The sequence below is a fragment of the Halorubrum trapanicum genome (genome assembly GCF_002355655.1).
Taxonomy (GTDB): Archaea; Halobacteriota; Halobacteria; order Halobacteriales; family Haloferacaceae; genus Halorubrum; species Halorubrum trapanicum_A.
On record NZ_AP017570.1, the window covers coordinates 41,785 to 67,285 of the forward strand.

Here is a 25,501-nt window from a genome sequence, read left to right on the forward strand (position 1 = left end):
GAATGGACGAGGGAGTCATTCCTCGAGGAGGTCGATGAGCTCTTCTGCTGTAGAACTGATCCGTCCGAGCCGCTCGCGAACGACCTCGGGATCGTCCGACTCCCACGCAGCGAGGTAGAACGCCGACCCACTAGTGTCGAGCCCGCAGTACCGCCCGACGACGTACGCGACGGCTTCGGCCTCGACTTCGCGTTTCGCCCGCTCGGTGTCGTCGTCGACGTCGAAGTGGAGCAGAGCGTGGGCATACTCGTGAATTAGCGTCCGCGCGAGGTCGGCCTCGTTCTCCCGATCACGCACCTCGACGAGCGGCTGAACGTCGACGAGGCTCAGCTGCTCGCAGATGCCTTTCGCCTCGCCGTGGGTCCACTCCTCGGCTGGAACGATCCGCACCGTCACGCCGAGGTCGTCAGCGGCGACAGTCAACTGTTCGACGAGGTCGCCGGCGTCCCCGGTCGCTTCAGTGTCTAGGTCGGGAAGCGGCTCGCCTTCGGTCTGGGAGACGTCGAACACCGGCGCGGGCTTGAACCCCACCAGGCCCTCGGACCACTCCTCGGGTGGCGTCTCGTCGTACTCACAGTCACTGTCCTCGTGGTAGCTCGGCGAGTTCTCGCACTCCGGGCACTGCGTGGTGATGATCGGCGCCCAGATCCAGATGGCCGACTCGCCCTCCGTGACGTGGCGGTCGAACTCTTCCTGCCACGTACGGTAGCCCGCAACCCGGCTCGCCTCGGGACACTGCCGCTTGATAAGGAGCGTGTTCCGGTAGGAGTAGTCGTGGAAGCGACTCTGGACGTCGAGCCACTCCTGGAACTCTTCGCTGGCCTGCGCGTCGTCGACGCCGACGACGAGGTCGTTGATCCACTGTTCGATAGTGCTGTTCATCTCGTCGGATCGCGTGTCGGTCTGGTCGAAGGAGACCGACGAGTCTCTGGTCGTAGACATCGTGTTCACCGAATCAAATTCACGGCGACTGCATCTGTTCAGACCGCGCCGCACCCCTCAGGGGCGTTCAAAAAACCGCTCTGTCGGTCAGCGGAGCTCGTGGCGTTCGTCCGCGAAGCCGACCGTGACGAGGTACTCAAGGAACTCGTCGAACCGCTCGACGTCACTGGGCGTGTCGGTCGCAAGATGACGCGCCCATTCGATGGCCCACTGGAAGGCGGGATCCGTGCCGCCCTTGCCGTGAATGTACCACCATCGGGCTGCTTTCAGCACGACCAGCGGATTCGTCGGCGGCTGCTCACCGGCGAGCCCACGGGTGATGGATTCGATTTCGTCGGGCACGTCGGCGGAATCGACCTCTGCTGATTGCGTGTTGTCGATATCGACGGGAATATCGTCGATCGAGACGTTGTCGGGACTCTGTTGTTGACTCACTAGAAGTCACCTCGGAGAGCTTTCGAAGGAGCCCTCGCCCTCTCTGGGGGCACGAAAAACAGGTCGCGAAGTCACGTCGGCGGGAGGTAGACGCTCTGTTCGCCGGCGTGCTTTTTTGAACTAGATTGGTTCCGTTGGAATCCTCAGAAGTAACCGTTTCTATTGCGTTGCGGACAGTACAGGGGACTCACGTATCGGTTAGTACAGCGTGTGAACAGAGTGTTCCGATTACCAGAGTACCCACACTAGTAGATTTTTTGTCGGTAAGGTGTTATACCCTGTTATGCCCTCTACCCGTCGGAGCATTCTAATTGGAAGTAGCGTAGCTATTGGGGCCATTGCGGGCTGTCAAAGCGTTAATCTCGGGGACCCCCGGGAAATTGATCTGACTCTCCGCAATTATACTGACAAGGAACAACCACTCCGACTTGAACTCCTTCGCGAAGACAAAACCGAGCTGGGTGAAGCGTCCGTACTTGATACCGAATACACTGTTCCAGCTCCGGGAGAAGGTGACGACTCTGCGGGAACCATACGCGAAACAGATGTAGTGCCTGAAAGACGATACATCGTTCGAGTCCTACTTAAAAACGGAAGGCACGAACAGTTCCATTCTCATTATTATCCCGACGGCTCAACCGATGATGAGATAGATATTAGCATCTATCGAGACGAAACGACGGAGAATTTGTTCGTTGACTTCCGCGCGATCTCTTAGTCTGAGGTCTCATTCGTTGAGTTCGCAAGCCCGATATTACGGTTGATTCAGCCGCGTAACCCCGTAAGTATTAACCGTAGATCGGTCAGTACAGGGAGCCTATCAAGTAATTCGTCGAACTGTAGTTCCGATGCCAAAGCCGAGCGTCCCCACGATCGCCGCGGCAACTACGCTTCCGACGGTGGCATATCCGATGAGCCACAGTAGTCCCGGTTTGCCCATAGTTAACGCGATACCACCGTAGTTTAGGATGACTCCAGCGACCCCGGCGAACACGAGCAACCAACTCACTCCGATTCCCCCATTGGAGTACGCTTGGAACGCAACGAAACCCGTGAGCAGAACGGCGTACCCCTGCCACCACAGCACCGAATCAAGCAAGCGAACGTCCGCTATTCTTACCACCGCAAAGTAGAGGAGCGACGCAACAAAGAGGATTCCAGCGCCGATACTCCACTGTCTTGTTCGTTTTCGATCCTCACCCAGTAGGAGGGTTAGAGTGTCAACGGGAACCATACACAGTCCGCGTTTTACGCCTTGAAAACTAAGAAATTACGATGTGACTGATTCGCAAGCGCAATCTTGCGGTTGATTCAGCCGCACAATCCCAGAAGCATCGACCATAGGTCGTTCAGTACAGGGTAATCACGAATCGTTCAGTACAAGAGATTCAATAATACCTCAGCACTTGCTTTACGGGACAACATTCAACAACAGTTACCTCTATTGTAAATTATATATGAACCGAATGGCCCTCCTCGGTATCGGTTTACTCGTTGTCGGAGTTAGTATCTCCTTCGCACTATTGATGTCATTCCCCAGTATGATGTTCGGGGGTTGTACGGATGTCGGCGTTCCAGAGGGCGAGGGACAGGGAGTGGACATAATCGGTGTGGAGGATGGCAATCTCCTGTACACACCCGATGGGGCGAACGAATGTAGTATTCCACTTCCAGCGATCCTCACTCCGATCGGAGTTATCGCTGTCGGAGCCGGATTAGTCCTATCTCCGAAGGTGACAGGGAACTAAACGTTGAACTACACAAAGTAGGGGGCTCACGGATCGGTTATTACGCAACTCTCATCCACCGGCTGTTTCAAATGAGAATATGTCTGAAGAAGGGGATTTCAACAGATCCTTATATTTCTATTTTTCCTCAGATACGACACTTGATTGGCTCGGGCCAAATCGCCGTAAAGCAAACGCAACAGTAGATGATACAATCCCTATTGGGACGCCATACAACATTGCTCCCCCCACGCCGGTTAAAAGTCCATAGTCAGGTTGAGGGTGATTAAGCGAGATGACACTATACAGGGCAAAGCCGCTTATGACGATCACGGCGACGGCGAGACTCACGAGTATTCCGTCGTTGCGATATGTGTGTATCCCTGCCAGAATAATCGCTGATACCGTGACTCCAAGCGGGCTCATAAGCAAACCAAATGAGTTTCCCATACCGGAATTTCCAACAAGATAGAGTTGACCGAAGAACACGGCCATGAGAATGACCGAGTAGCCGAGATACCGAAGCGATAGGTTCAACGACTTCCCGAGAAGAAGCGATTCTAGCCGTGAGTCCATACACTGTGCTGACTCACTGGTCATATAAGCTTTTCACCGAGAAGGCTTGCGGGAAACTTGAAATGGAAACTTAGCCGGTTGTTAGAAGCCCCCAAGGCATATATCGAATCCGATGATTTCGTACGTAATGACTGATTTCACAGGATATCTGCTAGGCATAAGAGATAAGATCGTTAAAAAACGAGGCGGGCAGGTCAGCTATGTCATTCTGTCTGCTATTGGTGTAATCTTGTTTGCGTTAACATTCAGATCAGTTAACTTCAACGCGTCCTCAATAGTTACATTGTTCCCGTTTCTGGTCAGCTTAGCTTTCCTTTCCTACGGATTATCTGGTTTTGTACCAGCCAAGAACAAGAATACAATATTATTGCTGCGTTCAGGTGTTGTGGTTATAGCCATTGCCGCGATTGGCTTCGTTACATTATTTGTCCTATTTGCGCTTGGGAATACTCCTTGAGTTAGATTTGGTGCCTAGTGCTTCACAGTCAGCTTTCAGTTCCCAGTCACCGTGATGGCATATTCGTAGTCACGTGAGTTCCGATCGCCGATCGTTTCCCTAACGCTGAAACCGTATTCGTAAGTGCCGGTCTCGGCATCAGGATCAACTTGAACCGGCACATCTACCGTCACACGTGTACAGTCATCCCATATCCATATTGGCGGGCACGAGTCCAGTTGAGCATCTATCGCTGGTGAGGTGTTGACATCCCCAAATCTGACTGGCGCATCCGTACCGCATGAATACAACCGTGAGTCGAACGAGAACCCCGTAATGCCGTCTACCTGTATCTCGAAGGATGCCGAGTCGCCCGGTGTGAGTTCCAATTCCTCCACTTGGACATTCGGTGGCCAGGTATTCTCTCCCGAACAAGACGGACCGCTCCCGAGGCATCCGCCCAAAGCTACGGATGTTGTGGGTACGGTTCCGGCGAGGAATTGGCGTCTTTTCATTGGTTCAGAATGACTTAACTGAGAATAAGTGTTTTCGGGTGAAATATAATTCCAAAACAAACAGGTACTCTATGACCGCGTTCAATAAGCAAGTGCGATCTTGCGGGTGATTCAGGCGCGCAACCCCGCGGAAGTATCGACCGTAGATCGGTCAGTACAGGTGGTGCAATTACCAACGACGCCCAGCTCAACTGAATCACCGGAACAAGGACAAGTAGTCAAAAAGCCTATTATCACTACTATGTGGTTTCAGGTATGTCCTTGAAGCGGCGAGTCATTCTCTTGGGCGGTGCGGCAACGGTCGGATTCGGGGCTCTTGGTTACTATGGGATAACGAGGTGCGACGAGGTCGCCTGTTTTTCTTTTGAGTTTCAAGGTGCTGACCATGTGGCTAATAGATTAGATGTTCAGCATACGGGTGGCCAGGAGAGCCTACAAGCGGGTGATGTGTACTTCCGCGAGGTTGTTGTTGATTGGGAGTCCCGAGAGACAGACACCATCGCATGGTCTGAGTTAGATGATGAGATGGAGCCAAGCGACACAATTGATGGCGATGAAATACGGCTCCAACTCTTGTGGGAAACGAACGTTGTGGAAATCCTGTGGCGGCAGGAGGGTGGGGAGACACTCATCGGAGCATGGGTTGACGAAGACGACGATGCTAGATAGGCAGCCCCCATCGACCGGCTGTTTCAGGTGATAATATGTTTGAAGGGTGAGATTCCAACAGAGCCTGCGTTAACCAACATTGGGTGGATTGAGCATTGATTGTTGGCTAACTCCGACTATCATTTCTTATCCTCACGTAGCTCTTCAGCCTTCCACTTGAGCCGGCGCAGGATCTGTGTCCGATTCTGGTGGGCGTTCTCATAGGCAACACACTCTTGGAGGGTTTCCATATCGGGAATCGTCGCAATACCGGCCTTGACCAATCGGTAATTCGGAGCTTCAAGACGCTTCTCAGGTGGAAATTCGTCGTCGCTCCCGTCGCTAATCGTGGACTGTTCCATCTCGGTACACCTCCACCTCTCTAGGGCGAGAAAAACAGAACAGACGACTACATCACCGACGCGGCGTCAGGCCATCGCCTCTTGGAACCGCTCACGAAGCGCGTCCTCACGCTCCTCGAACTGCTTGACTTTCTCCTGCAGATCGTTGCTAACGCGCTCGATGCTCGCCAGCGCTCGTTCGCCCGCCAGCGATGCCTGAGACCCGTCGTCGCCGTCCGCCTTTAGCTGCTGCTCGTAGGCCTCCTCGACGCGCTCGATCGTGCCTTCCGGGTTGAACAGAATGTCGTTGGCGATCCGGACGTACTGATCGAGGGACGTCCCTTCTTTCCCCTGGAAGAAGTGGGTGAGCGCGTACGTCGCGCCGGAATGGAGCGTCCACATGTCGATCTCGAAGGGAGACGCCGTATTGGCTTCCGCATCGCCGGCGGCGCGCTCGGCCAGGTAGTCCGGAAACCCCAGCAGGGTGTAGAACTCCGTGACGGTGAACGGGAGCTCCGAGAAATCGAGGTCGATGTCCTGGGCGTCACGGATGAACTCGAAGAGGTCGTCGGCGACGAGTTCGACCTGTGCGAGGAGTTCTTCCCACCAGGTGCGGAAGTTCCGCACGTCGCCGACGTGTTTGATGATCTCTTTGTCGGTGAGCGAGCGCATCGTGTTCGAGCAGTAGCCATCCTGGGCGAACCCCTCCACGTAGACGGCGTGCTCGCCGAAGAAGTCGTAGCCCGACGTGACGCCCATCGTAATCGGGTCCGACCGACCGGGAAGGCGCACCTCGAGGCCATCGAACATGATGTCCATGTGGACCTCGCCGCCGCCCCGGTAGCGCCGAATCTCGCCGAACATCACCTCGCCCAGCGGGGTCCCGTCGATGGTCTCCTCACGGAGGACCTCCTCTAGCGGCCCGTAGACGTCGACCGGGTTGATGATCGAGTACGAGTCAGTCGGGATGTGGAAGAGGGAATCCGTTTCAGCCTCCCCTTCGGTTGCCTGCTCCTGAGCTCGACTCGGCTCAACGAGCGCGTTGAAGCGCTCCGTTTCGACCCACTCGTCGGTGTACGGATTCTGGTACGCCACGGTCGTCTCGACGGCCTGGGGGAGCTCACGGATCGCCTCGGCGAACGTCACGGTGTCTGCACTCCCGCGACGCTGTCGGTACCACTCGGGCAGTTCGGTGTCGGTACGCCCATCGACGCCAGCGAAGATGGTTCTGGACTCTGGATCTTTCATCTCAGTCACCTCACTTGAGGAATCCTCGTCGACGTGCGACTGCATCGTCTCGCGCCCTGCGCCCCTCTCCCGGGCGCAAAAACAACACCACGTTAACCAACGCCCGTCTCTGAATGGCGGGGAGTGTTGGTTAATCCAGATCCAGTCCACGGCTCGGATCAGATGTCGGAACTACTCAGATTCGTCTCTCCGTACCCGGACCTGCTCAGGATTTGGAACCCAGGGGTGTGCTTCCCAGCAATGCCGAGCGTGACTATGCGGTGAGTCGAACTCTCTACTACAGGATCCACACTCGTAGGTGGCATCGGGCCACGGCTCGATGACGAACATCGCTGTCACCGTCGTCGCCACCGGCTCGGGGGCCTCGCTCCGCGTAACGTACCTGTAGCCGAGAACCGTCCGTTGCCCCATCGCTGTTCGGGCGATCTCGGTTGGCTTGTCCTCGGGGAGATACACCCAGCGAACGAAGTCGTCGACCGATTTCTTGGCTGAGGGCTGGAGGATGAACCATCGCTCGTGGTCATCTCGGAACAGGTAGCGTTCGGTCCCCCTGTTTTGGAGGTATATTGGGTCACCCCTGCCCGGGACGAGCCGTAGTCCGAGCGACGGCGATACCGGTTTCAACAGCTGGTCGACGACCGATGGGTCGTCATCTGTCCGGCTGTCCGAATCAGCCTCCGCTACGAATTCATCGAGACTGGCATTCACGGGGACCACCTCCCGAGTGAGGCCTGTTCTCGGTCGGACTCAGCTGGAACTTCGCAGAGAAACCGCCACTTTGGCTGCTCTCGGATCTGCTTATCGGGGCGATTTCCCGCTTGGCCGGGGTCCGTTTTACCGGCACAGTGCCAGCCCTTGTCTCTGAGCGCTTTGATCATCGAGCCGTCGAAGTCGGCTCGCACGAACGTCAGCAGGAGCCGAACGCCTCGTCGCCGACCGTGCCGACGCACGAATCGTTCCATCGACCGGGCGAGGGCGGCAGAGGCGAGATTGGGGAAATCGACGCCGATGCAAATCCGTGCTGCCTCAACGATTTCGTCGCCCTCGAATCGCGTCCCGTCGTACTCCAGTGAGCGAATCAGCGGATAGCGCCACGTAATCGCACCTAGTAGCTGGTCTTGGTAACAGAGTCCGTGATGGACGAGATTCGTCCGGGGGACATCGTCCATATAGGAGTGATGTGCTTCGTAGATCGCGCCGGCGACATGGCGCGGGATCGATTCGATATGGACGCGCTCTGCGAACCGCAAACCGAGCGGCGCCGTGACCGGCTGCCCCTCCCGATGGATGGGACACGAGCACCCCTCGGGGGTAGGCGTATACTGGAAGCCGGTACTCCGTATTTGGTCTAGAGAGTGAGTTTCGGTCACGAGTCGGTGTCGTCGGTGCGCTCCTGTCGGTCGTTGTATCGCTCCAGTTCGCGCCCGATTTTCTCGAGCGCCTCGACACCACGTTCGAGGAGCTGGTGGGTGGCTCGCGCCAGTCGAAGCGTCTCCATCAGTGCTCCCCCTCCGGGGGTTCGATGAGGTCGTTGCTCTCTTCGGCGAGTTCCTGGATTACCCGTTCTACGTCAGCATCCTCGGCAACCGTCCGATGTGCGAGCGGGGCAGGATATGCACGGTCGCCCTGGCTGCAGAGCACGACCAGCCACTCGTCGCGTCCATCCCCGAGTACGATGTAGTGGTCGCGATCAGCGCGCTGGAAGACCCGCCGGTCCGGGCGAGAGACGGCTCGCCAGTTCTCGGGGAGCGTCGGTGACGGCCGTCCACCGTCGGCGAGCGCGACGACGTCTTCGGTAAGGGTCGCCATCGCGGCGTCGATCTCCTCGCCGGGGAGGTGCCAGCACGCCGCGGCACCGTCGCACTCCAGCTGCGAAACCACCTGATTCCGGAACGCGATGTAGTGCTCACGGGCGAACTGCTCATCGTCGTAGTAGTCGAGGAGGAGCGCGCACGCGAGCTGGGCGGGCCCGCTACCACTATACCCCCACTCGAACCCGCTTGGACTGTGGTTGACGAGGTCCAGACTGCGCTCGAGGGAGAGTCGCCGATGCTCCGAGAGGTTCAGGACGACGGCTTGGCCGTCGACGCGGAAGCCGACGTATTCGACTGCGTCTCGGTGAGCCTGACCTGGCGATGCGACTGGAACCGATTCCGAACTGGCCATAGGTACATTCCCGTTCATCGTTGCTCGCGGGCGGTTCGGTGACCCCCGCACCCCTATCAGGGGTTCAACAAACAGGTGAGCGCATACTGCTCGGCACCCACAGGGACTCATCTGGTTGAGGATGTACTATACTTGTTCGACCAGTAGTAGATGAGCGGAACGCCAAGAGCGGTCGGCCACAACCACGCGGCGATTCCCAGCATCGGCGTGAGATTGACTGCTGATACGGCACTCACCGTCGCGATGAATGCGCCAATCATACGCTGAAGATGGCTTACCATCCAGTCGCCCGACTCGTCGGCTTGGAAGATGCGAATATCCAAGATTCCAAACGCCACGCCGATACCACCGAAGACCATCATCACGATTCCAAAGGATCTCCCACCGAGAACCCAGATGGCTCCCCACAGGCCGAGGCTGAAACACGCAAGAATGACGCACCCAGCAGCAACCCAGTCCAGTCTGTGAGCAGTATCCGGTGGGCGCTTTCGGGAGAGTGTCCGATAGCCCAACAACGCAAGATAGCCACTAAAAATGGCGACGAGTGTGAGAATACCACGGAACGAAGTTGGATGAATCCCGACGCGGACGACCACCGTCACAACGACGACACCCATCGAGACAAGAAACGCCTTCCCGGCTTGTCGGTGTCGCCACCCACCTTTACTCGTCACTAACGCGCCGACGCCAGCGAGGACAGCAACCGTCCCCGCAACGATGTGCAGCCAGAGAGACCACGTTTCGAGTGTTGCCATATTCGTGTGAGAAATCCCCGGGAAGGTCCAAGGGAGGGGAATAGCTCATCGTTTCTCGGTTGGATGGTCCGGTGGTGTGTGCTGATATACCGTCTCCTGGTCGGTGAACTCGAAGCGAGCACCACCGGAGGTGCTCTCTCGGATCGAGACGTCCCAACCGTGGGCGTCCGCAATCCGTTCGACGATGGCGAGGCCGAATCCGGTTCCACCAGCAGCGGTCGAATAGCCAGACTCGAATACGGTTGACCACTCATCTTCGGGAATTCCCGGTCCATCATCCGCCACATAGAATCCGCTTTCGAGGGCACCAACAGTCACCGTCACATCCCTCCCTCCGTGTTCGATAGCGTTTCGAAACAGGTTCTCGAAGAGTTCACGCAGCCGCGAGCGGTCGGCCTCGAGAGTGGGGAGCGAGTCGTCGACGCTGAGCGATGCGTCATGTGTATCAACCGAGTCCCACGCCTCCGTCACGAGTCTCTCCAGCCGGACGGACTCCGTCTCCCCGATCGTTCGCCCTTCGCGAGCCAGCGTCAGCATATCGTCGATGAGTTCAGTCATCTTGGTGAGGGCCCGAATCGCGGCCTCGAGATGTTCATTTTCACCGTCTTGCTCCTCTGCAGCCAGACGAACACGGCCATCAGCGACGTTCAGCGGATTCCGGAGGTCGTGTGATACCACACTCGCGAACTCGTCCAGTCGGTCCCGTTCAGCACGGAGTTCGTCTTCAACTGCAACCCGTTCAAGTGCGGTCTCAACGTGAGAAAGCAACAGATCGATAATCTGCTGGTCGCGGTCGTCGAACGCCTCCGGTGCGACCGAAAATGCCTGTACGACGCCGTATTCTCCAACAGGGGCACTCAGTAACGAACGATATTCGTCACCATCTGAGTTCGTCCCTTCGCTTTCTTGTGTACGCTCGTCAGGGATCGACGGGGCCGGCGGCGAAAAGTCGGGGGATTGAGACTGGTTGGACGAGTCAGTCGATACCCCGCGGATGTGGGTCAGATCGTCGACGACCAGTATCGTTCCCGTCGAGTAGCTATGCCCGGCATAGCCAGCATCGACAGGCATCGGTCCACACTCCTCAAGTGCTGTGTTGCCCGAACTTGCTTGAGGAACAAAATACTCGTTCTCGACCGCCGAAATTCTAACCTCGTCACAGTCAAGGACATCAATAGCTCCAGACACCGCGAGTTCGTAGACTCGCTCTGTGGAGTGAGCTGCTGCGAGCTCTTGGGCGACTGAGTGGAGCCGTTCGAGGCGAGTGGATTGGGTCCGGAGTCGGTCTTCGGCCCGTTTCCGAGCAGTGATATCGTGGAGGAGAATTGTGTAGCCGTTGTCGTTTCCCGGGACCTCCTCGATGGGGGATACCGTCACCTCGAATACGCTGTCTCCATCATCAGTACTAATCGTGAGTTCACGACGGGCAGAAGCGGCGGGGAGATCAGCTACGATTGATTCAAGTTCAGGAATGTGATCCGTTACTGGCGTTCCGATAACCGTCTTTCGTGGCTCGCCGAGCAGGAAGCCAGCACTCGCATTCATATCGACGAGCCGGCAATCGGAGTCCAGTACGAGGACGATCTCGTTCATCGCATCGAACGCGGTGTCGCGAGCGACCGGTGTCACGTCCATCCATTTGAATCGCGCCAGACTGATGCCGCCTGCGAAGGCAGTAACGATGTTCGAAAGCGCGGCGATATTGAGGCCGGGGAGCGGATTGTTGCCGGTGACATAGAGAATGCCTGCGATTCCGGGAACTAATGCGAAGATAAAGAGGACGCTAATCTGCCATCTGAACACGCCTCGGGTATGGACGAATGTACTGGCGAGGAGCCCGAGCGTTACTAATAGGAGTCCATCGGCGTAGACCAGGTACAACCAAAACGCAGGCCCGTACGTTGGGTCGAAAATAGCAAGTGAGTCAATCATCGTGAGCTGAAAACTCTGATAGACGAGATGGTGGCTCTCATTCGTTACCAGCAAAAGAAGGAACCCTACAGCAAACGCTCCGAGGGGACCAAACACACGAGGTGTGAACCAGCTGTCTCGACCAGTGTACCAGAGGACGTATCCGAACCAGATGAGCGGTAAGAGGACCACGCCGATAAATTCGAACTGAACCCAGAAGATCTTCTGTGACAGAGTGGTCGACGAGAGCTGTAACGCATAGGCGAAAACCCATTCTGCGCCGGTTAGCATCAATAGCGAGCCCAAGATAGTTCCCCGAGATTGCTGGCCACGACCAAGCCACCACAAATACAGGGCAAACCCCGAGAGAAGGGCTCCCGACGCCACCAATGGGAGCGTATAGGGGGTTTGTTGCCAGGCCATCTCAGTGAGTACTCCGTTCCCCTCTAAGTCGAGAGGGTGGGGATAAAACACTACTCCATCGTTATCCAAATCGATCGTCCAACAGCCTCATCTTTCCGTGTTACTGCGTTGGTGCCGTTATAAGAGATGGCCTGAGTCGGTCCGAGGACGGAGGTAAGTGCGATGGAGTATCCACGATCCACAGCCGCTATTCCGTTCCTGGGTGGCGAGTCGGGGATTTTTCCGTAGATAGTGGGATCGGAGTTGTGAGTTAAATTTGCTGAAGTCACGAAGTTCTACGAGCACTTTCCCTGTGGGCCGTTCATCGAGTACGTCGTTAAGATGCCTTCGTGAAAACTCGGTCTCAGCCGCGAGTTTCTCCGGTGTGGCTGATGCCCGGCACTCAGCTCGTCAAGAATTGGGAATCCTGTCTTCGTAATAATCTGGGTCGATCTAATCCCTATTCGTACGACTACGATTATGATTTTACTTCACGACTGCTTCGTCACGAACCAGCTCTGCAAGGGCGTCCTCCAGCGATCCTTGGAATTGCCAGTTCGCCCGCTCGAAAGCCTCGTCGGTCGGGCCGTCCCAGCGGGGGAACTCGGAGTGGTCGCTCACCTTGATCCGCCACTCGGTCGGCTCGTCAAATTTGGTCTCCGTCGGGAGTTCCACAATGTAGAGGTACTCCTCGTCGCCATGAATGCCGTCAGCTGGATCCTCGACGCCGTGGCCAAGCAGGAACAGTGGCTGATCGAGGTGCTCCATGTTGGACGGCTCAAGGAGATCCGCTGGCTGAGCCGCGTCGATCGTTCGCTCTGGGTCGCCATCCAGATAGAGGCTGACCGTCGAGAGCTTGTCGAGGAATACGAACGTCGCTGCCGTGTAGCCCGGTCCTCGCTCAGCGTGGGTCGCATCGAGAAGCTCTTTCAGCTGTGTGAGATCCCGGAGGACGCTCCCCGGGCAGCCATCTGAATGCCTGTACACCTGCGCGACGCGGTCGGCACTGCCATCTGTCTCACCGGTCTGTTCGACTCGTTGTACGAATCGGAGTTGACTCCGTGTCGACATTGATACTCGCCGACGCGTGTGCGCCGGCACCCATCGCCGGCGCAGGAACAACACCACGCAGTCGCTGCGGGGCTGCATTCCGCTACGCCAGGTGCGACACCTCTGATGGTTCTTCGATGTCGTCGAACTCGCCACGCTCCACAGGTTCCCAGTCCTCACCCGGCTCTGGACTCCACCAGTCGACCTTGTAGGCGCCCGGTGCGCCGAGGGTCTTCACGCGGGCCGACCCATCAGGCAGGTCGCGGCGCAGTTTCTCGTCGACGTGGAGGTTCCAGGTCGTGGTTGTATCGAAGCAGGCGAGCACGGCTTCCTCGTAGCCGCGTGTTTCTCGGGATTCCTGGAGTTCGACCTGGGTGTTGCAGTTCTTGCAGAACACCCCCTCGAAGGGGATGTGAGTGAAGACCTCCTGCCCGCAGACGGGACACCAGAGGAACTCGAACAGTGCCTCGCTGTGTCGGTCAAGTACTTCGAGACTCATTGGTTGACTCACCCGGTCGTACCGGGCCACCACCTCGTGCCCGGCCGAAAAACAGCGCCCACCGCTCACTCACTCACCGTTCGGCGCCATAGACGATGCGTGAGGGGGCTTCGTACCCACAGTCGGGGCAGTCATACCACCGCTGGACTTTCGCCCCGTCTGCCGCCTTCTCGCCGACGCGAACGTCGTTGTTCGGACACTCCGGGCAGCTGAGGTCCGGTGCGGGCCGCTCCCGGAGCTCGTCACGGAACGATGTCGCATCCTTCGTCTCGTACCCCCGCGACCACACCGGATAGCCGTCGACGAGGATTGCCCCACGCCATTTGTACCGGTAGGAGTCCGGGGCTCGATGCAGGACGGCTCGCGCACCGGTCTCGGTGTTCCGATACGCGAGTGTCGGCGAGCGGCTCTCGCGTCGCCAGTTGGTGATCCTGGGCATTATTCAGAAGTGGACGTCAGCGGGTACGATCCAGAGCTCCTCACTCTCCTCGAGGAGTCGGTCCAACTGTCCACGGTGGCGAATGCCGGTTCCGTGTTCGGTGTACAGGAAGATCGTCGGGCCGTCGTACGCACCGACCTTGTGGAAGGCGTGCCGGGCGAGGTCCTCGTCGCGCATGATCTCCTCGTCGGAGAGCTCGTCGATGGCCTCCTTCACCCGATCGAGATTACGCTCGAACTCTTCCTTCGTCGCCTCCCAGCCACGCTCGAGGAGATCCTGGCCGTCATCAGAATCGACGGGGGCTGCAGTCGGGAGCTCACCCCATCGTGCCTTCCCCGCAACGGACGTGTCCTCCTCATCGAACGTGACGTAGTAGTCGAAGACGGCGCCGGCGTGTGGGTCCGCGCCGACCAGGCGGTCGAACACCGTCTTTCCGGTGGCCAGCGCGTCGTCGTGCGTCGATGCCTCTACCAGTGCGTAAATCACCATGTGCATCTCGAACACCTCGTAACGCCGACGCACCGGATGTGGTTGCTCGCTCCAGCTGCGCCGGCACCCATCGCCGGCGCTCGAAAAACATCTCCAAAAGAGGTGCTCACTGGCTATCGTTCTAATACCAGATAGGAGGACGGGCAACTCAGTGGGCCCAAGTTATGACAGGAACTATTACTTGTCCACCAACATCTACTTCATAAACAGCTCACTATGGGTACTTTCTCCTCTATTCGGTCTATTCCATTTTCTGAATTCCTCATCTTTGGTCGATCCGAGACTAAGATTTTTGCCATCGTAGCTAGCGAGACAGTCTTCTTGGGGGCCACTTTCTTCGTCGCCAAGCCTCCGTTCCTACCGATCCCCTTCAGTGACAGTGCAGCACTCCTTATAACAGGGCTTCTCACCGTTGTCCTCGCCGCTGCACTCTATGTCCTGCTTTCAGGCCTCGGATACCAGACCTACTCAGCCAAGTTCCACAGCCCCGTCCATATCCTCAAATGCTGGGCAGCACACCTCGCTTTCTCAACCGTCGTCATCTACATCGGCTACCTGCTCCTCGTCTACCCGTACACCGGAAGCATTGTCCTCCAGCCAGTCGACATCGGTATCGGAGCCGTATTCTCAACCGGTTACGCCATCTCGATAGCTGGGATCATCTACGGCGAGGATTATTTCTCCGACAACCCCAACACGAAACCGGAAGACATCGACCAGTTCCTCACAGCAGCAGAAGACCTCAAAGAAAAACCGGAGCCAGAGATCGTCGACGAACCCGGCCAGCTGATCCAGGCAGGTGACTCACTTCTTACAGGCCTCCAGACATCCAACCTGGAAGGAACCGGAGACCTCGCTTCAGACCTACAGGACTGGCTGGAGACGTTCAAGCAACGGGAACTGCAGGGGCAGAAAAAGATGGTAGGCGACCTCCCCAACAGCGATGCCCAGTTCTCCGTATGGGAGGACCGGTACAATGCTTTCCAAGACCTCGAAGAAGAGCTTAGGGAAATGGATAACTCGGCTTCACGTAGGGTAGTATTATCTGTCAGGGGTAAATAATCGTAGCATAACATGGAAAAGTACGCTGAAGACCGGGAATTTGGGCCTCCGGATAAGAAACCTCACAACGAGGGAATCTGCCTATTCAGCGACTCCAAAAGCTGCTACGGAGACGATCTAGAATCTATCCTAAACGAGATCACTCCCAAGATATCAGGCTACGAGGAGACTATCGTCGCAGATCCTCATGGAGAAGGCCTTGACTTGATGCGGGACGACCCTGTAGAGGCAGAAACAACGATCCTCAAGAGCAGTCTCTGGCTTGTCCACCACGAATGCATCATAGAAGACGGTCTCAAGGACGACTTCAGACGTGCGATAAACGCCACACCTCCTCGAACCCATGTCTGCATCCTGATCGATGCCCCGGAATCAGAGCATGAAGAGATCGAGGAAGACCTCGATGAGGTGACGGACAGTCAGAATGTCTTCACGGTCAAATCGAAGCCTGTCCTCAGGAACAGTATCAGGCAGTACCTCGATATGAGCGCGAATCCGAAGAGAGGAAAAGAGGAGGTCATTGAATGGAACAACAACGTCTGTGATCTAATCGATGCAAGGAGCTGACCCCGGATGGTGAACGAAACACTCGCCCTGAAACGAATCGGAGAATGGGCGGACTTGTCCGGCGAAGAGTTCCATCTCTACCTGGATATCGCTGCGGATGTGCAAAGCGAGAAATTAGACGAACAGGAAGGTTCGGAGCGGCTTTCTGGAGAGCAGTATTTCGATTTCCTGAACGAACAGGTTCTACCTGATGAGCGTGTTATCGACGAGCTTGAGCTAGCAGGTCTTTCCGAAGAGAAACTGCAGAGATTCCGGGACGGCCAAGTGCCGATTCTGGAGATGTACTCGGAACAGTACAAACTTGACTACGGCTTGGATCAGGTTGCGGACTTCGTGATGATGCTGAAGTTCGTCCGGGATTATATGAAGCTGACCGGGGAGGACAGTGTTGCGCCTCGGAACCGGCTTCAGTATCTGCTGTACTTGGTGAACCTCGAGCTGTCAAAGGAGGATACTCTTCCAAACAGGTCGAATCGGACGACTCTCGGCAACCTGGAGCACACCGGTTACCGATACAACTTTTCGAAGGGAAGCGGCCCGTATTCCCAGAAACTGTACCGGGACAAGAACCGGCTTTTCGCCCAGTCTCTGCTTCATGAAGAGGTGATGGAGGAGCGGGTTTCGGAGGGTGATGAACCCTATGAGATCTCGTTAGGAGAGAACGGTGAACGGTTGATAGCCAAGTACGGAAAGAAGCTGGATAACCTTGACAGTGTCTTACTGAAAGAATGGGATCTCCAGCAGAGAGACGTGATTAGGGAGTACGGTACGAAATCGATGGAGGAGCTCAAGGAACTGGTCAGGTCCATGCCCCAGTTCCAGGCCACCCCGAAGAACGAGGAATTGTTGAAGGCACGTCAACGGGACTTCGATGAGCCCGTGGATCCGATTCAGGAGTTGATGCTGAATGTCTAGTGAAGACCAGATCATCAAGGACATCTTGAACGAGGTAGAGAACAAGCCCAAGTTCACCGAAGAGGACAAAGAGGAATGCCGCCAGCTCCTTGAAAACCACTATAAGGACGTTTCTCTCGACGAGGAACTGCTCCATCTTGATAAGGCATCGGTACAGGATTTCGAGGCAGTAGAGAACAAGGAGATTCCCTTCGGGGAGCAGGGAACGGTGTTGTATGGGGAGAATCTGACGGGGAAAACCAGTTTCATAGAGGCCTTAGAATACAATCTGATCGGGCTCCCTGATAGCGATCCGAAGAGTTCAGAGTTCGAGCTAACGAACTTGATTAGCAACGGGAAGTCCACCGCTCACACCAACACGTACTGGAACGTCAACGGAGACAAGTACAAGATCTACCGCACACTGAAGTGGGAGGGCAATTCGCTTACCGGCTACCCTCGTGTTACGAAGTCTCCTGAAGAGGGCGGTGAGGAGGAAGACCGGCGAGATAGTCAGGCCAAGGTTTCCGATCTTCTCGGGATTCTGCCGTTAGAAGAGCGTCTCAGTGAACGCAGATGGGATCTCTATCGTATCATGGGACTCTTCTTCATCACCTCCAAGGACTGGCGGCTGTTCATGGACTGGAACAAGGCCTCCGACATGCTGGACATCCTCTTCCGGGTGAATCTTACGAACGTCATCAACGCCAGCGAGAACCGGATGGAGGAACAGTACAGTGTCTCCGAGGAAGCCAGGCAGGCCTCGATGTACGTTGAGGACCGTAGGAAAGAACTCAAGCAGGAAAGGAGAGAACTCGATGACCTGGAGAATGAACGAGATCGGATTAGTGCGAAACTGACCGATAAGCAGGATCAGTTAGAGTCAGTTCGCCATGCTCTCCGGGAAGAGACTGAGGAAGGTGTTGACACCGACGAGCTTCAATCCCAGAAGAGTTCCTTGGAGTCTAAAGAGGCTAATCTCCAGCGGCAGCTCACGGACAAGGTCAATGAGTTAGCGAAAGTTCGCCGCCTCATCAACCGGTACGAAGATACAGATCTGAAGGAGGATATGGACGTTGTCGGGGACGAGGTCCGGAATCTGATGAGCGTCCCTGAGAAGTGCCCTATCTGTACTAACAAGGTAGAGAGCGAGGACCGTGCCCGTCTTCTGGAAGACCATCACTGTCCTCTGTGTCGCAAGGAAGTGCCCGATAAGCGGTTGCGGGTCGAGAAGGAGCACCAAGCTGAAGAATCTATTACGGCGATCCAGGAGAAGCAGCAGGAGCGATTAGAGGATCTGGAAGATCAAAAAGAGGATATCCAGTTCGAGATCCAGTCACTGGAAGAACGGATTGAGGCCACGAACGAGCAAATTGAACAGTTGGAGGAGACGCTTGAGGAGGGTGAGGTTGCTGATCTTATTGATGAGCGTGAGGAGCTTGACCGAGAGGTCAGAGAACGGAAGGAGAAACTGACGACGATCCAGGCCGAGATCGATACGAAGGAAGATCGGATAGAGGAGTTGGAGGAAGAGGTCGAGGAGCTGGAAATGCTGTACGAGGAGTACGAGCAGAATAATCGGAAGCGGCAGATGCTTTCCAGTTTCAATACGATCGTCCAGAGAAAACGGGACCAAGAGCAGCGGAGGCTGAAGAACAAGTTGTCCGATGTAATGCTTGAGTTGACGGACTACTTCACTGATGGAACGTTCAGTGATGTCGACGACGTTGTGTTTCAGGACAAGGGGAGGTACACTTACGAGGTCCACCTGGAGGACGGCACTGTTCTTGATTCAACTGATCCTCAGGGAAGTACGTCGGAGGTTGTGCTTCACGCTCTCTTGTTCCACACAGCAATTTTGAAAGAGCTGAGCCAGTCAGATCGGAATCTGCCTCTTCGGCTGTTCGTTATTGACTCTGCCTTCGGGAAGGAGCAGGACAAGTACAATACGAGGGCGATAGCGAACTTCCTAAGCGAGCTTTCGAATATCTTGTCGGATTACCAGGTCATCATTTCAATGGCGGAGATCGGTATTGACACGAGTCCTTTCGAGGAGAATTACCGGTTTGAGCGGTTCGACTAATTTGCTTCATCGGCTTCTTTAACGGTGATGGTTAGATCGCCCGACGCGTAGTCGGCCTCGAAGTCGACGGTGAACGCGTTTGACTCGTAGGCAGCGTGGTAGGCGCGGTGCCGTTCGAGCGAGCCAGTCGCCTTGAAGTGGAAGAACGCGGCCGCCGTGTAGGGCTTGCTTTGGGTTTCGACCTGCGACTCGACGGATGCGGGGAGCGCGATTTGGGGCGTCTCCGTGTCGATACTCGCAGCGAACTCCTTCGCTTCCTCGACGGTTGCTTGCGAATGTGCCGGTGTCTCGCCGGTGAGCACGTTCACCGGGGTTTCCGTCTCGTCGGTGAACAGGACGTCTTCGAAGGTGTGTGTCCCGAGGATCGCCTCGGGATCCAACTCACAGTCGTGAAACGGGTCGTCGTCTGATGTCATCGAATCACGAGCCTATGGCGGGGCTCACCCATTCCGACCCCTGAAAAACAGCAGCTGCCACGAAGCAGATCGAACTAGGTGTGGTTCAGGCTCGCCTTCTCGAAGGGTGACTCTCCGGTCGGAATGAGCAGCTCCTGTCGGTCTCCAACTCGCTCGGACAGCTTCCGTTTCAGGTACTGTCTCGCCGTCGACGGTGTGAAGACGCCCTTGTCGAGCATATCGCCGACGACGTCTTTGAGGGCCGCGAACTGGCCCTACAGGTGGCCGTCGCCGACCGGCTCGCCGTCGTACCAGCGCACCGTCGCGAGCGCGCCGTTCCCGACCGTCTCTCCCTGTTCGACCGTCTCCGAGTCGTACTGGAGTCCGAACCACAGCGTCCGATAGGCGGTTACCTCGAACGTCGTCGACACCACGAAGAACGCCTCGTGGTGGAGGTAGTCGAGATAGTCAGCGACGATCTCGTCGAGGGTGAGCCCGGTGGCGCGGGGCTTCGGCTCGACGACCGTCGACGGTCGATCCTCGCCAGCGAGGTAGCCGTCGACCGCATCTGCCTCGAGGCCATCGGCAAGCTCTGCGAGGAGCTGTTTCGCCCACTTGGAGTCAGTGTCGTCGCCACCGAACGGCGACTCAGCCGAGATTCGGTGCTTGAGCTTCAGGTTCGCTGCGCCCCAATGGCTGTAGTGGAGCGTGTACTGTCCGTCTGTGCGTTCATACGCAACGAGTGCGCGGTGTCCCATCGAGCAATCACCTCACGGGGCGACCGCGACTGGACCGCCCCGCACCCCTCCCGGGGACGAACAACGCTACTCGTCGATCGGGTCGGGGGAACTGAGGTCCGCGTGGAGGACTTCGCCGTCGTGAACGACGTACCGCTTGGCCAGGACTGGGAAGCGGCATTTGGTGAACCCCGCCGTCTGGATATCGAACTTTTCGTTGGCTTCGAGGTGGTCGGCGAGTTCTCGCAGGAATTCGTGGGTCACGATCCCGCCTTCGTAGTCGGGCAGGCCGTTCTCCCGCGCCTCGTACACCTCGAAGTCGTCGTACCCCCAGATGGTGAGCTCTCCGTCTTCGGTCACCTCCCAGTCGAGCGTCCCGAAGCAGTAGCTCTCACAGAGCTCGCGGACTGCCTGCGGATCCGATACGATCGCGCCAGTCGACGTCGTCGCAGCTTGTAGTGTCGCCATGTCTGGACTTCACGGGGTCGCCCCCGCACCCCTGTCGGGGGCGATAAACCGACGCGAGAGTTGCCTCCCTGGTCGTGGCCGGGGACTCCAGTTAGGAATCTGCGTGGGCGTCCGCCCCGGCTCCGTCGCCCGGCCGCGTGAGAAGGCTCACCTCTTCCAGGAGGTCTCTCGCGGTCTCGACTCGCTCTCGATCCGCGTCGTCCAATCGGTCGACGTCGAGTCGGTTGAGATTGCTGAGTATACGATGCATCCGGTAGCCCTGTTTGAACTCTTGCTCCATCGGAAGCGCCTCACCGCTCGCCGGCGCGGAAAGACACCCCATCGCGACTGGCGTCGGGCTTGCAGGAGCTCGCTGCCTTAACCAACGACCCTCGACGCTACTCGCAGGGTGTTGGTTAATCGACGCCCAGCACTGGCGCTACTCGAGACTGGGTCCGTAGCGAGCCGAGCCACACACCCGACACTCCCAGATCGGTTGTCCCGTCCACGCCTCATCCGGGACCGACTCGTGGGTCTTGAACCGATGGTCGGTCGCCCGTCCACAGGTTTGACAGTCGAGTTCCTGCGTCGTCGGTACCGACGACTCTTGCCGATCAGCTGCAGCTTCGCCAGTAGATTCGGTCAGCGCCATCGCTGGAACCAGCCACACCGCGTCGACGGCGTCGTCGAGGACCGCGTCGAGTCGCGACGCGCCGCGGATGCCGTCCCCACGCTGGTCGTATAGCCGCGTCGGGGCCTGTTCCTGACGCTCCGACGCTTCCTGCCCGTGCCACCCAGTCCGGTCACGGGCGGCACTGAGAAGCCGCTCTCCCTCCTCTGACGACACCTGTACCGCGTCGGGGAGTGAGGGCCATTGCTCGGCCAGCTGGCGCGCCGGTGCCTCGTCGAGATCGTAGATGAGCGTGTAGTCGTCGACGGCCGGCTCCGCCTCGTTGGCGGAGAGGAGGTTCGCCGCGGCGCCGCCCTTCGCCACGGCGCCGTAGAACGTGGTCGACTCGACGACCAGGTGGACGATGCCGAGGCACGTCGTCGACGCTGTCTCGTTCGTGCTGGTCGCGTCACTTCCGAGATGGTTGGTGAGACAGAACCGGCATTTCGTCTGGCCGTCTGGGACTGACGCCCCACACGACTGGCACTCGCCGTCGGTTACCGTCGGCGCATCGGGGTAGCCACCAGAGCTCGTCGCGGCGCGTTGCCGCCGGGGGGCACCCTCACAGCCGTCGTCCAGCCTCGTGTCCGGAATGTGGGACGCCTCGCCAGTCGCCCGTAGTTCCTCGAAATCAGAATATCGGTTGTGCATCAGTTGGCTCGCAGGTTCTGTCGGTATAGCATTTCAACGTCCGGACGCCCTCGCTCGCAATAGCCTCTCGAGGCTCCGTTGAAACTCTTTCAGTTAGATATGAATCGTGGTGAAACAGTTGTTCAGTAGTTCGTACTTCGTTGGCTCTGTTGAAACCTTATTAGTTCGACACTATCCGAGGTGAAACAGCCGGTAAGTGGGGTTGCGCAATTACCGAAAACCGCCGATTAGCAACGACCGCTTTCGTCGACATTCTACTCGCAGATATTGCCTGCCATATTGACATTTAGTTAATATACTTCGAGAGAGAAAGATGGGGACTCACCGACAGTACCGCTCCGATGAGGTGCCGTTCGGCGTCATCGTCACTTGGAGTCCGACGAGGTCTCCGTTCCCACAAGAGATGGTATACATCCACAGGACTCGGTTTTGCCGGGAAACGATGACTAGAACCGTCCAGCCAGTCTCGAACTCGCCTATGTTACTGCGGACTGATTCCCCGGGCTGAAGTGTCTCCTCGGAATGGATAAACGAAATATTCGATGGCACCTCTACTGCGGACACGGTCGAACTGTTTTCGCCCGGACGGGAAAATCCATATGTCGATGACCCTTGACTCGGTGAGATTGAACTGACCTCACCGGTTTCCTCCCGGACAATTACTTCGTTATTGTTTAGTGTTCTTTCCGCGACTACAACGCGAAAGTCATACGATTGACCCGCCGCATTCGTGAGGTTGACCGAGACCGGTCCTTCCTGCCCTTGGTCGCCAAAGGGCGCCCCTGAGAGACAACCTGCTAAGAGAACGACACTGAACAGTGCCACTGTCAAAATAATCCATCGCCTGCTTAACGTCAATCGTCTTGATGTTGGGATGACACCATTTAGTCTGAAGAAAGTAATAAAGTTTGCTCGGATCAGCGGTATTTCTCATGACTGGCTCTGTAAACCCTATTTTTCAGATACACTTCAGCCAGCAACAACTGGTCACTGAACACCCTGCACTTACCGCTGACCGACTCTTTGCTCTTCTCGGTCTCCGATCTCGAATCGGCCGCCCGGTAGGTGTGCGCATCACTCAGAGCGTTGCGAACACTACCAACCAATTCTATTACAGGTCTCTCGATATCCGGTAGTAGACCATAGAGAGGTCCTCCGAGCCGTATAATTCACCCATCCTAAGGGGGCGATGATTGGATATTCATGTGACAGTCACCTATGTTCTCCCGATATTTGTCACCTTGAGAAACGAGGCGCTCCCGATCACGATACAGAGGATGCTTAGAGGCATGGAAACTAAATCCTCTAAGTAACAGTTTGAAATGATTCCGGGAGGAGGATTACAGAACACTAGACGTAGAATTGAACCTCCAGAGTTTCCGAATGCGAGGTTTACAAGTCCGAATAGAAAGATAACTACCGAAAGGAATTGGATGACTATCTTCTTCACATTTAATCATTTAAGTGCATAATTAAACTTCTTGTGTGATTCCGAATCAATTCGGAACCGAAGTCTATGTACAAAAAGAACAGGACACAATTATAGACCGATACGTCATCTGTATTTACCGCTGTCCGACTCTCCCACCTTCTCAGTCAACTCGATCTTGAAAACGGCCGCTAGGTAGAGCTGCGAATTAATCAATTACTCCAACGCCTCGGTGGTTGTGCCGATGGTCGGACTGACCCATAACCCAAGCACAGAGAGGATGACGCCGAGTGCCAACGACCCAAAAAATAACACAACAACCAAGGGCCGCACGACAAGCAGGTGGATGACTATGAGTCCTCCAGCAATGAGTATGGCACCGACAACGGAGCGTTGCCACCGGCGAATCTTCGCTCGTTTCTGCTCAGAAGACACATCTCTCAACGGAGCGGCCAAGAAGCCTACACGCCCAATGCCAAACAGTAGGGCCCCAAGGAGTACCAGAATCAAGCGTTCGCCCGTACTCCATTGACCTCCGGTGGTTTCGAAGATGAATACGAATGCTCCATAGATGATTGCCCCGACCAGCAGTCCTTCCCCAATGGTGAGCAACCTCTGAGCATGGCGAGATTTGGCAGATTCTTCCGGCCTTGAAGGGTCAGTGACCCCCATAGTATCAGAAAGGAGTTACATCGACAAAAATAAACGGTATATCGTACCTCTGTACTTACCGATCATCTCCATTTCTGTCACGGGCTGAGGATTTCCACAGAGCCACCTCGTCATAAATCGACTCTACAGATACGTTTCCTGAGACTCCAAGAGTTCAACCGCCTCTGCAAAGGCCACGTTCTCCTGAGCGTTCTCGATTTTCACCTGGACTCTATCACCGACTTCCACATCTTCTACGATCACGACATACCCGTTATCGAGCTTGGCGATTCCATCACCCTGATCACCGATGGACTCGATTTCGACCACTCGTTCTTCGCCTTCCTCAACAGGGGGTGAATCACTGGATTCAGTCTGACGGCCATCACCTGTCTTGGAGTGGCCGACGAGTCCGATCCGGTATGTTCTCCCCTTGTGAATTTCCCCGACTTCGACTTCACGTTTCGGTACTTCGACTACGTAGCTTCCGTCCTGTTCTTCGATTTCCGCTGTGTAGACAGTAAATAGCTGGTCAGGAATTTCCATAGCTGTTCTGTAAGGTTTAGCCGGTCGGCATCTTCGTAGAACTTGACGGCTTACGATAAAACTACTTCGACGACCTCGCTACCATCTATACCTACCGCAAAGCTATTCATCTGTATTTATCGATCTGACCAACTACCCAGTCAGGGATAGAGAATTTCAACAGAGCCCTCTCGATTATACGAGAGAGTACAAACATATGGGAGTACGGTGCGAACACTGTCGTAAGAGGTGCCAAGCATGTCCGAATCCCCGCGAGATGGGGCCCAGTCGTGGACTGTGTCGATGAGTGCCCGCGACCGTATTCGAGCGGTCGTCGAGACGATTCGCGAACCGCGATCGGTCAACTGGATTAGCGAACAGGCCGACGCTGCCTGGAGTACGACCAACGAGGAACTCCAGGATCTCGTCGACCAGGGCCAGCTGCGTCGCGTCGAGGCCGGCGAAACCACGCGCTATCAGCCGGACTACACGCGCCAGCTCTTCGAGGAAATCCGCACGATCATCGAGGAGAACACGCGCGAGGAACTGCGGTACGAACTGGCCGCGATTACCGAAGAGATCGAGGAGTGGCAGGCGACCTACGATGTCGAGACGTGGGAAGATCTCGAACAGTCGCTCGCCGACAGCGACCTGGCAAGTGCCGAGCTCCGCGAGCGCCGCGACGTGATCACGCGGTGGGAGGTGAATCTGGAAGACCGTCGCCTCATCAAGCACGCGTTGGCGCTCTACTCGGATGTCGAAACCGTTGGTGAGCAGATGATGGACGTGGCTGACCGAACAATGCGCTAAT

General features: G+C 56.5%; 31 protein-coding genes and 1 pseudogene. 8 read left to right on the forward strand and 24 right to left on the reverse strand.

What is annotated here, in order from left to right:
* Positions 1-15: 15 nt before the first annotated feature.
* Positions 16-942 carry an ArdC-like ssDNA-binding domain-containing protein gene (locus CPZ01_RS13990; RefSeq protein WP_096396422.1) on the reverse strand — a complete coding sequence of 309 codons (927 nt, stop codon included), beginning with the start codon at positions 940-942 and terminating at the stop codon, positions 16-18.
* A gap of 87 nt (positions 943-1,029) precedes the next feature.
* On the reverse strand, positions 1,030-1,377 hold the full coding sequence (locus CPZ01_RS13995) for a hypothetical protein (RefSeq protein WP_096396364.1): 348 nt from the start codon (positions 1,375-1,377) through the stop codon (positions 1,030-1,032).
* 283 nt (positions 1,378-1,660) lie between these two features.
* Between CPZ01_RS13995 and CPZ01_RS15185 the strand changes: the two genes are divergently transcribed.
* Entirely contained in the window at positions 1,661-2,095 is a 435-nt protein-coding gene (locus CPZ01_RS15185) for a hypothetical protein (protein WP_157746024.1), read from the forward strand.
* A 102-nt stretch (positions 2,096-2,197) separates the two neighbouring features.
* On the opposite strand, the gene CPZ01_RS14000 is transcribed toward CPZ01_RS15185, so the two are convergent.
* Both CPZ01_RS14000 and CPZ01_RS15190 read right to left on the reverse strand, forming a co-directional pair.
* Positions 2,198-2,611, reverse strand: coding sequence for a hypothetical protein (locus CPZ01_RS14000; RefSeq protein WP_096396366.1), 414 nt, complete (start codon positions 2,609-2,611; stop codon positions 2,198-2,200).
* A 631-nt stretch (positions 2,612-3,242) separates the two neighbouring features.
* Complete coding sequence (locus CPZ01_RS15190) at positions 3,243-3,680, reverse strand: hypothetical protein (RefSeq protein ID WP_157746026.1); 438 nt, start codon at positions 3,678-3,680, stop codon at positions 3,243-3,245.
* A 127-nt stretch (positions 3,681-3,807) separates the two neighbouring features.
* On the opposite strand from CPZ01_RS15190, the gene CPZ01_RS15195 reads away from it, so the two are divergent.
* Complete coding sequence (locus CPZ01_RS15195; protein WP_157746028.1) at positions 3,808-4,137, forward strand: hypothetical protein; 330 nt, start codon at positions 3,808-3,810, stop codon at positions 4,135-4,137.
* 35 nt (positions 4,138-4,172) lie between these two features.
* Here the strand turns inward: CPZ01_RS15195 and CPZ01_RS15200 are convergent, their stop codons facing one another.
* Positions 4,173-4,631: a hypothetical protein gene (locus tag CPZ01_RS15200; protein WP_157746030.1), complete on the reverse strand. Its 459-nt coding sequence runs from the start codon at positions 4,629-4,631 to the stop codon at positions 4,173-4,175.
* A 255-nt stretch (positions 4,632-4,886) separates the two neighbouring features.
* On the opposite strand from CPZ01_RS15200, the gene CPZ01_RS14010 reads away from it, so the two are divergent.
* Positions 4,887-5,300, forward strand: coding sequence for a hypothetical protein (locus CPZ01_RS14010; protein WP_096396370.1), 414 nt, complete (start codon positions 4,887-4,889; stop codon positions 5,298-5,300).
* Between the two features lie 119 nt (positions 5,301-5,419).
* On the opposite strand, the gene CPZ01_RS14015 is transcribed toward CPZ01_RS14010, so the two are convergent.
* The 12 genes from CPZ01_RS14015 to CPZ01_RS14065 form a co-directional block, all read right to left on the reverse strand.
* On the reverse strand, positions 5,420-5,641 hold the full coding sequence (locus tag CPZ01_RS14015; RefSeq protein ID WP_096396372.1) for a hypothetical protein: 222 nt from the start codon (positions 5,639-5,641) through the stop codon (positions 5,420-5,422).
* A gap of 66 nt (positions 5,642-5,707) precedes the next feature.
* The gene (locus CPZ01_RS14020) at positions 5,708-6,868 is read right to left on the reverse strand and encodes a hypothetical protein (protein ID WP_096396423.1); all 1,161 of its coding nucleotides are present in this window, start codon (positions 6,866-6,868) and stop codon (positions 5,708-5,710) included.
* A 171-nt stretch (positions 6,869-7,039) separates the two neighbouring features.
* Positions 7,040-7,576 (reverse strand): hypothetical protein, encoded by a 537-nt coding sequence (locus tag CPZ01_RS14025; protein ID WP_321167231.1) that lies wholly within the window; start codon positions 7,574-7,576, stop codon positions 7,040-7,042.
* Positions 7,573-8,037: a hypothetical protein gene (locus CPZ01_RS14030; protein ID WP_008580592.1), complete on the reverse strand. Its 465-nt coding sequence runs from the start codon at positions 8,035-8,037 to the stop codon at positions 7,573-7,575. Before CPZ01_RS14030 ends, CPZ01_RS14025 begins: the two co-directional genes overlap by 4 nt.
* A 197-nt stretch (positions 8,038-8,234) precedes the next feature.
* Positions 8,235-8,366, reverse strand: coding sequence for a hypothetical protein (locus CPZ01_RS15710; RefSeq protein ID WP_008458061.1), 132 nt, complete (start codon positions 8,364-8,366; stop codon positions 8,235-8,237).
* Positions 8,366-9,034, reverse strand: coding sequence for a DUF6166 domain-containing protein (locus tag CPZ01_RS14035; protein ID WP_231899267.1), 669 nt, complete (start codon positions 9,032-9,034; stop codon positions 8,366-8,368). Before CPZ01_RS14035 ends, CPZ01_RS15710 begins: the two co-directional genes overlap by 1 nt.
* 107 nt (positions 9,035-9,141) lie before the next feature.
* Entirely contained in the window at positions 9,142-9,789 is a 648-nt protein-coding gene (locus CPZ01_RS15205) for a hypothetical protein (protein WP_074879691.1), read from the reverse strand.
* A 45-nt stretch (positions 9,790-9,834) separates the two neighbouring features.
* Positions 9,835-12,123: a histidine kinase N-terminal 7TM domain-containing protein gene (locus CPZ01_RS14045; protein WP_074879688.1), complete on the reverse strand. Its 2,289-nt coding sequence runs from the start codon at positions 12,121-12,123 to the stop codon at positions 9,835-9,837.
* A gap of 465 nt (positions 12,124-12,588) precedes the next feature.
* Complete coding sequence (locus CPZ01_RS14050; protein ID WP_074879685.1) at positions 12,589-13,173, reverse strand: hypothetical protein; 585 nt, start codon at positions 13,171-13,173, stop codon at positions 12,589-12,591.
* Between the two features lie 82 nt (positions 13,174-13,255).
* Entirely contained in the window at positions 13,256-13,651 is a 396-nt protein-coding gene (locus CPZ01_RS14055) for a DUF7567 family protein (RefSeq protein ID WP_096396424.1), read from the reverse strand.
* A 73-nt stretch (positions 13,652-13,724) separates the two neighbouring features.
* A complete protein-coding gene (locus CPZ01_RS14060; RefSeq protein ID WP_074879679.1) occupies positions 13,725-14,090 on the reverse strand; it encodes a DUF7568 family protein in 366 nt (121 codons plus the stop codon).
* 3 nt (positions 14,091-14,093) lie between these two features.
* Positions 14,094-14,585: a hypothetical protein gene (locus CPZ01_RS14065; protein WP_074879733.1), complete on the reverse strand. Its 492-nt coding sequence runs from the start codon at positions 14,583-14,585 to the stop codon at positions 14,094-14,096.
* A gap of 210 nt (positions 14,586-14,795) precedes the next feature.
* On the opposite strand from CPZ01_RS14065, the gene CPZ01_RS14070 reads away from it, so the two are divergent.
* Genes CPZ01_RS14070 through CPZ01_RS14085 form a run of 4 tightly spaced genes read left to right on the forward strand, consistent with a single transcriptional unit; the run spans position 14,796 to position 19,185 of the window.
* Positions 14,796-15,641 (forward strand): hypothetical protein, encoded by an 846-nt coding sequence (locus tag CPZ01_RS14070; RefSeq protein ID WP_074879675.1) that lies wholly within the window; start codon positions 14,796-14,798, stop codon positions 15,639-15,641.
* Positions 15,642-15,653: 12 nt separating this feature from the next.
* Entirely contained in the window at positions 15,654-16,208 is a 555-nt protein-coding gene (locus CPZ01_RS15210; RefSeq protein ID WP_074879672.1) for a hypothetical protein, read from the forward strand.
* A 6-nt stretch (positions 16,209-16,214) separates the two neighbouring features.
* Positions 16,215-17,123 (forward strand): hypothetical protein, encoded by a 909-nt coding sequence (locus tag CPZ01_RS14080; RefSeq protein WP_074879669.1) that lies wholly within the window; start codon positions 16,215-16,217, stop codon positions 17,121-17,123.
* Complete coding sequence (locus CPZ01_RS14085; RefSeq protein ID WP_074879666.1) at positions 17,116-19,185, forward strand: SMC family protein; 2,070 nt, start codon at positions 17,116-17,118, stop codon at positions 19,183-19,185. The genes CPZ01_RS14080 and CPZ01_RS14085 overlap by 8 nt, the downstream gene beginning before the upstream one ends.
* Here the strand turns inward: CPZ01_RS14085 and CPZ01_RS14090 are convergent.
* From CPZ01_RS14090 to CPZ01_RS14120, 7 genes and pseudogenes are all read right to left on the reverse strand, one after another.
* Positions 19,182-19,601 carry a hypothetical protein gene (locus tag CPZ01_RS14090; protein ID WP_074879663.1) on the reverse strand — a complete coding sequence of 140 codons (420 nt, stop codon included), beginning with the start codon at positions 19,599-19,601 and terminating at the stop codon, positions 19,182-19,184. The two genes, CPZ01_RS14085 and CPZ01_RS14090, sit on opposite strands and share 4 nt — an antisense overlap.
* Positions 19,602-19,675: 74 nt before the next feature.
* Positions 19,676-20,338 (reverse strand): annotated as a pseudogene (locus CPZ01_RS14095) (DUF6735 family protein).
* Between the two features lie 66 nt (positions 20,339-20,404).
* Complete coding sequence (locus tag CPZ01_RS14100; protein ID WP_096396383.1) at positions 20,405-20,785, reverse strand: hypothetical protein; 381 nt, start codon at positions 20,783-20,785, stop codon at positions 20,405-20,407.
* 91 nt (positions 20,786-20,876) lie between these two features.
* Positions 20,877-21,065, reverse strand: coding sequence for a hypothetical protein (locus tag CPZ01_RS14105; RefSeq protein WP_049908471.1), 189 nt, complete (start codon positions 21,063-21,065; stop codon positions 20,877-20,879).
* Positions 21,066-21,203: 138 nt separating this feature from the next.
* Positions 21,204-22,085, reverse strand: a complete 882-nt coding sequence (locus CPZ01_RS14110; RefSeq protein WP_096396384.1) for a biosurfactant protein 1 — start codon at positions 22,083-22,085, stop codon at positions 21,204-21,206.
* Between the two features lie 1,645 nt (positions 22,086-23,730).
* On the reverse strand, positions 23,731-24,186 hold the full coding sequence (locus CPZ01_RS14115; protein ID WP_096396385.1) for a hypothetical protein: 456 nt from the start codon (positions 24,184-24,186) through the stop codon (positions 23,731-23,733).
* A gap of 123 nt (positions 24,187-24,309) precedes the next feature.
* Positions 24,310-24,711, reverse strand: coding sequence for a TRAM domain-containing protein (locus CPZ01_RS14120; protein ID WP_096396386.1), 402 nt, complete (start codon positions 24,709-24,711; stop codon positions 24,310-24,312).
* A gap of 237 nt (positions 24,712-24,948) precedes the next feature.
* Between CPZ01_RS14120 and CPZ01_RS14125 the strand changes: the two genes are divergently transcribed.
* A complete protein-coding gene (locus CPZ01_RS14125; protein ID WP_096396425.1) occupies positions 24,949-25,500 on the forward strand; it encodes a DUF7342 family protein in 552 nt (183 codons plus the stop codon).
* The last annotated feature ends 1 nt before the right edge of the window (position 25,501 follow it).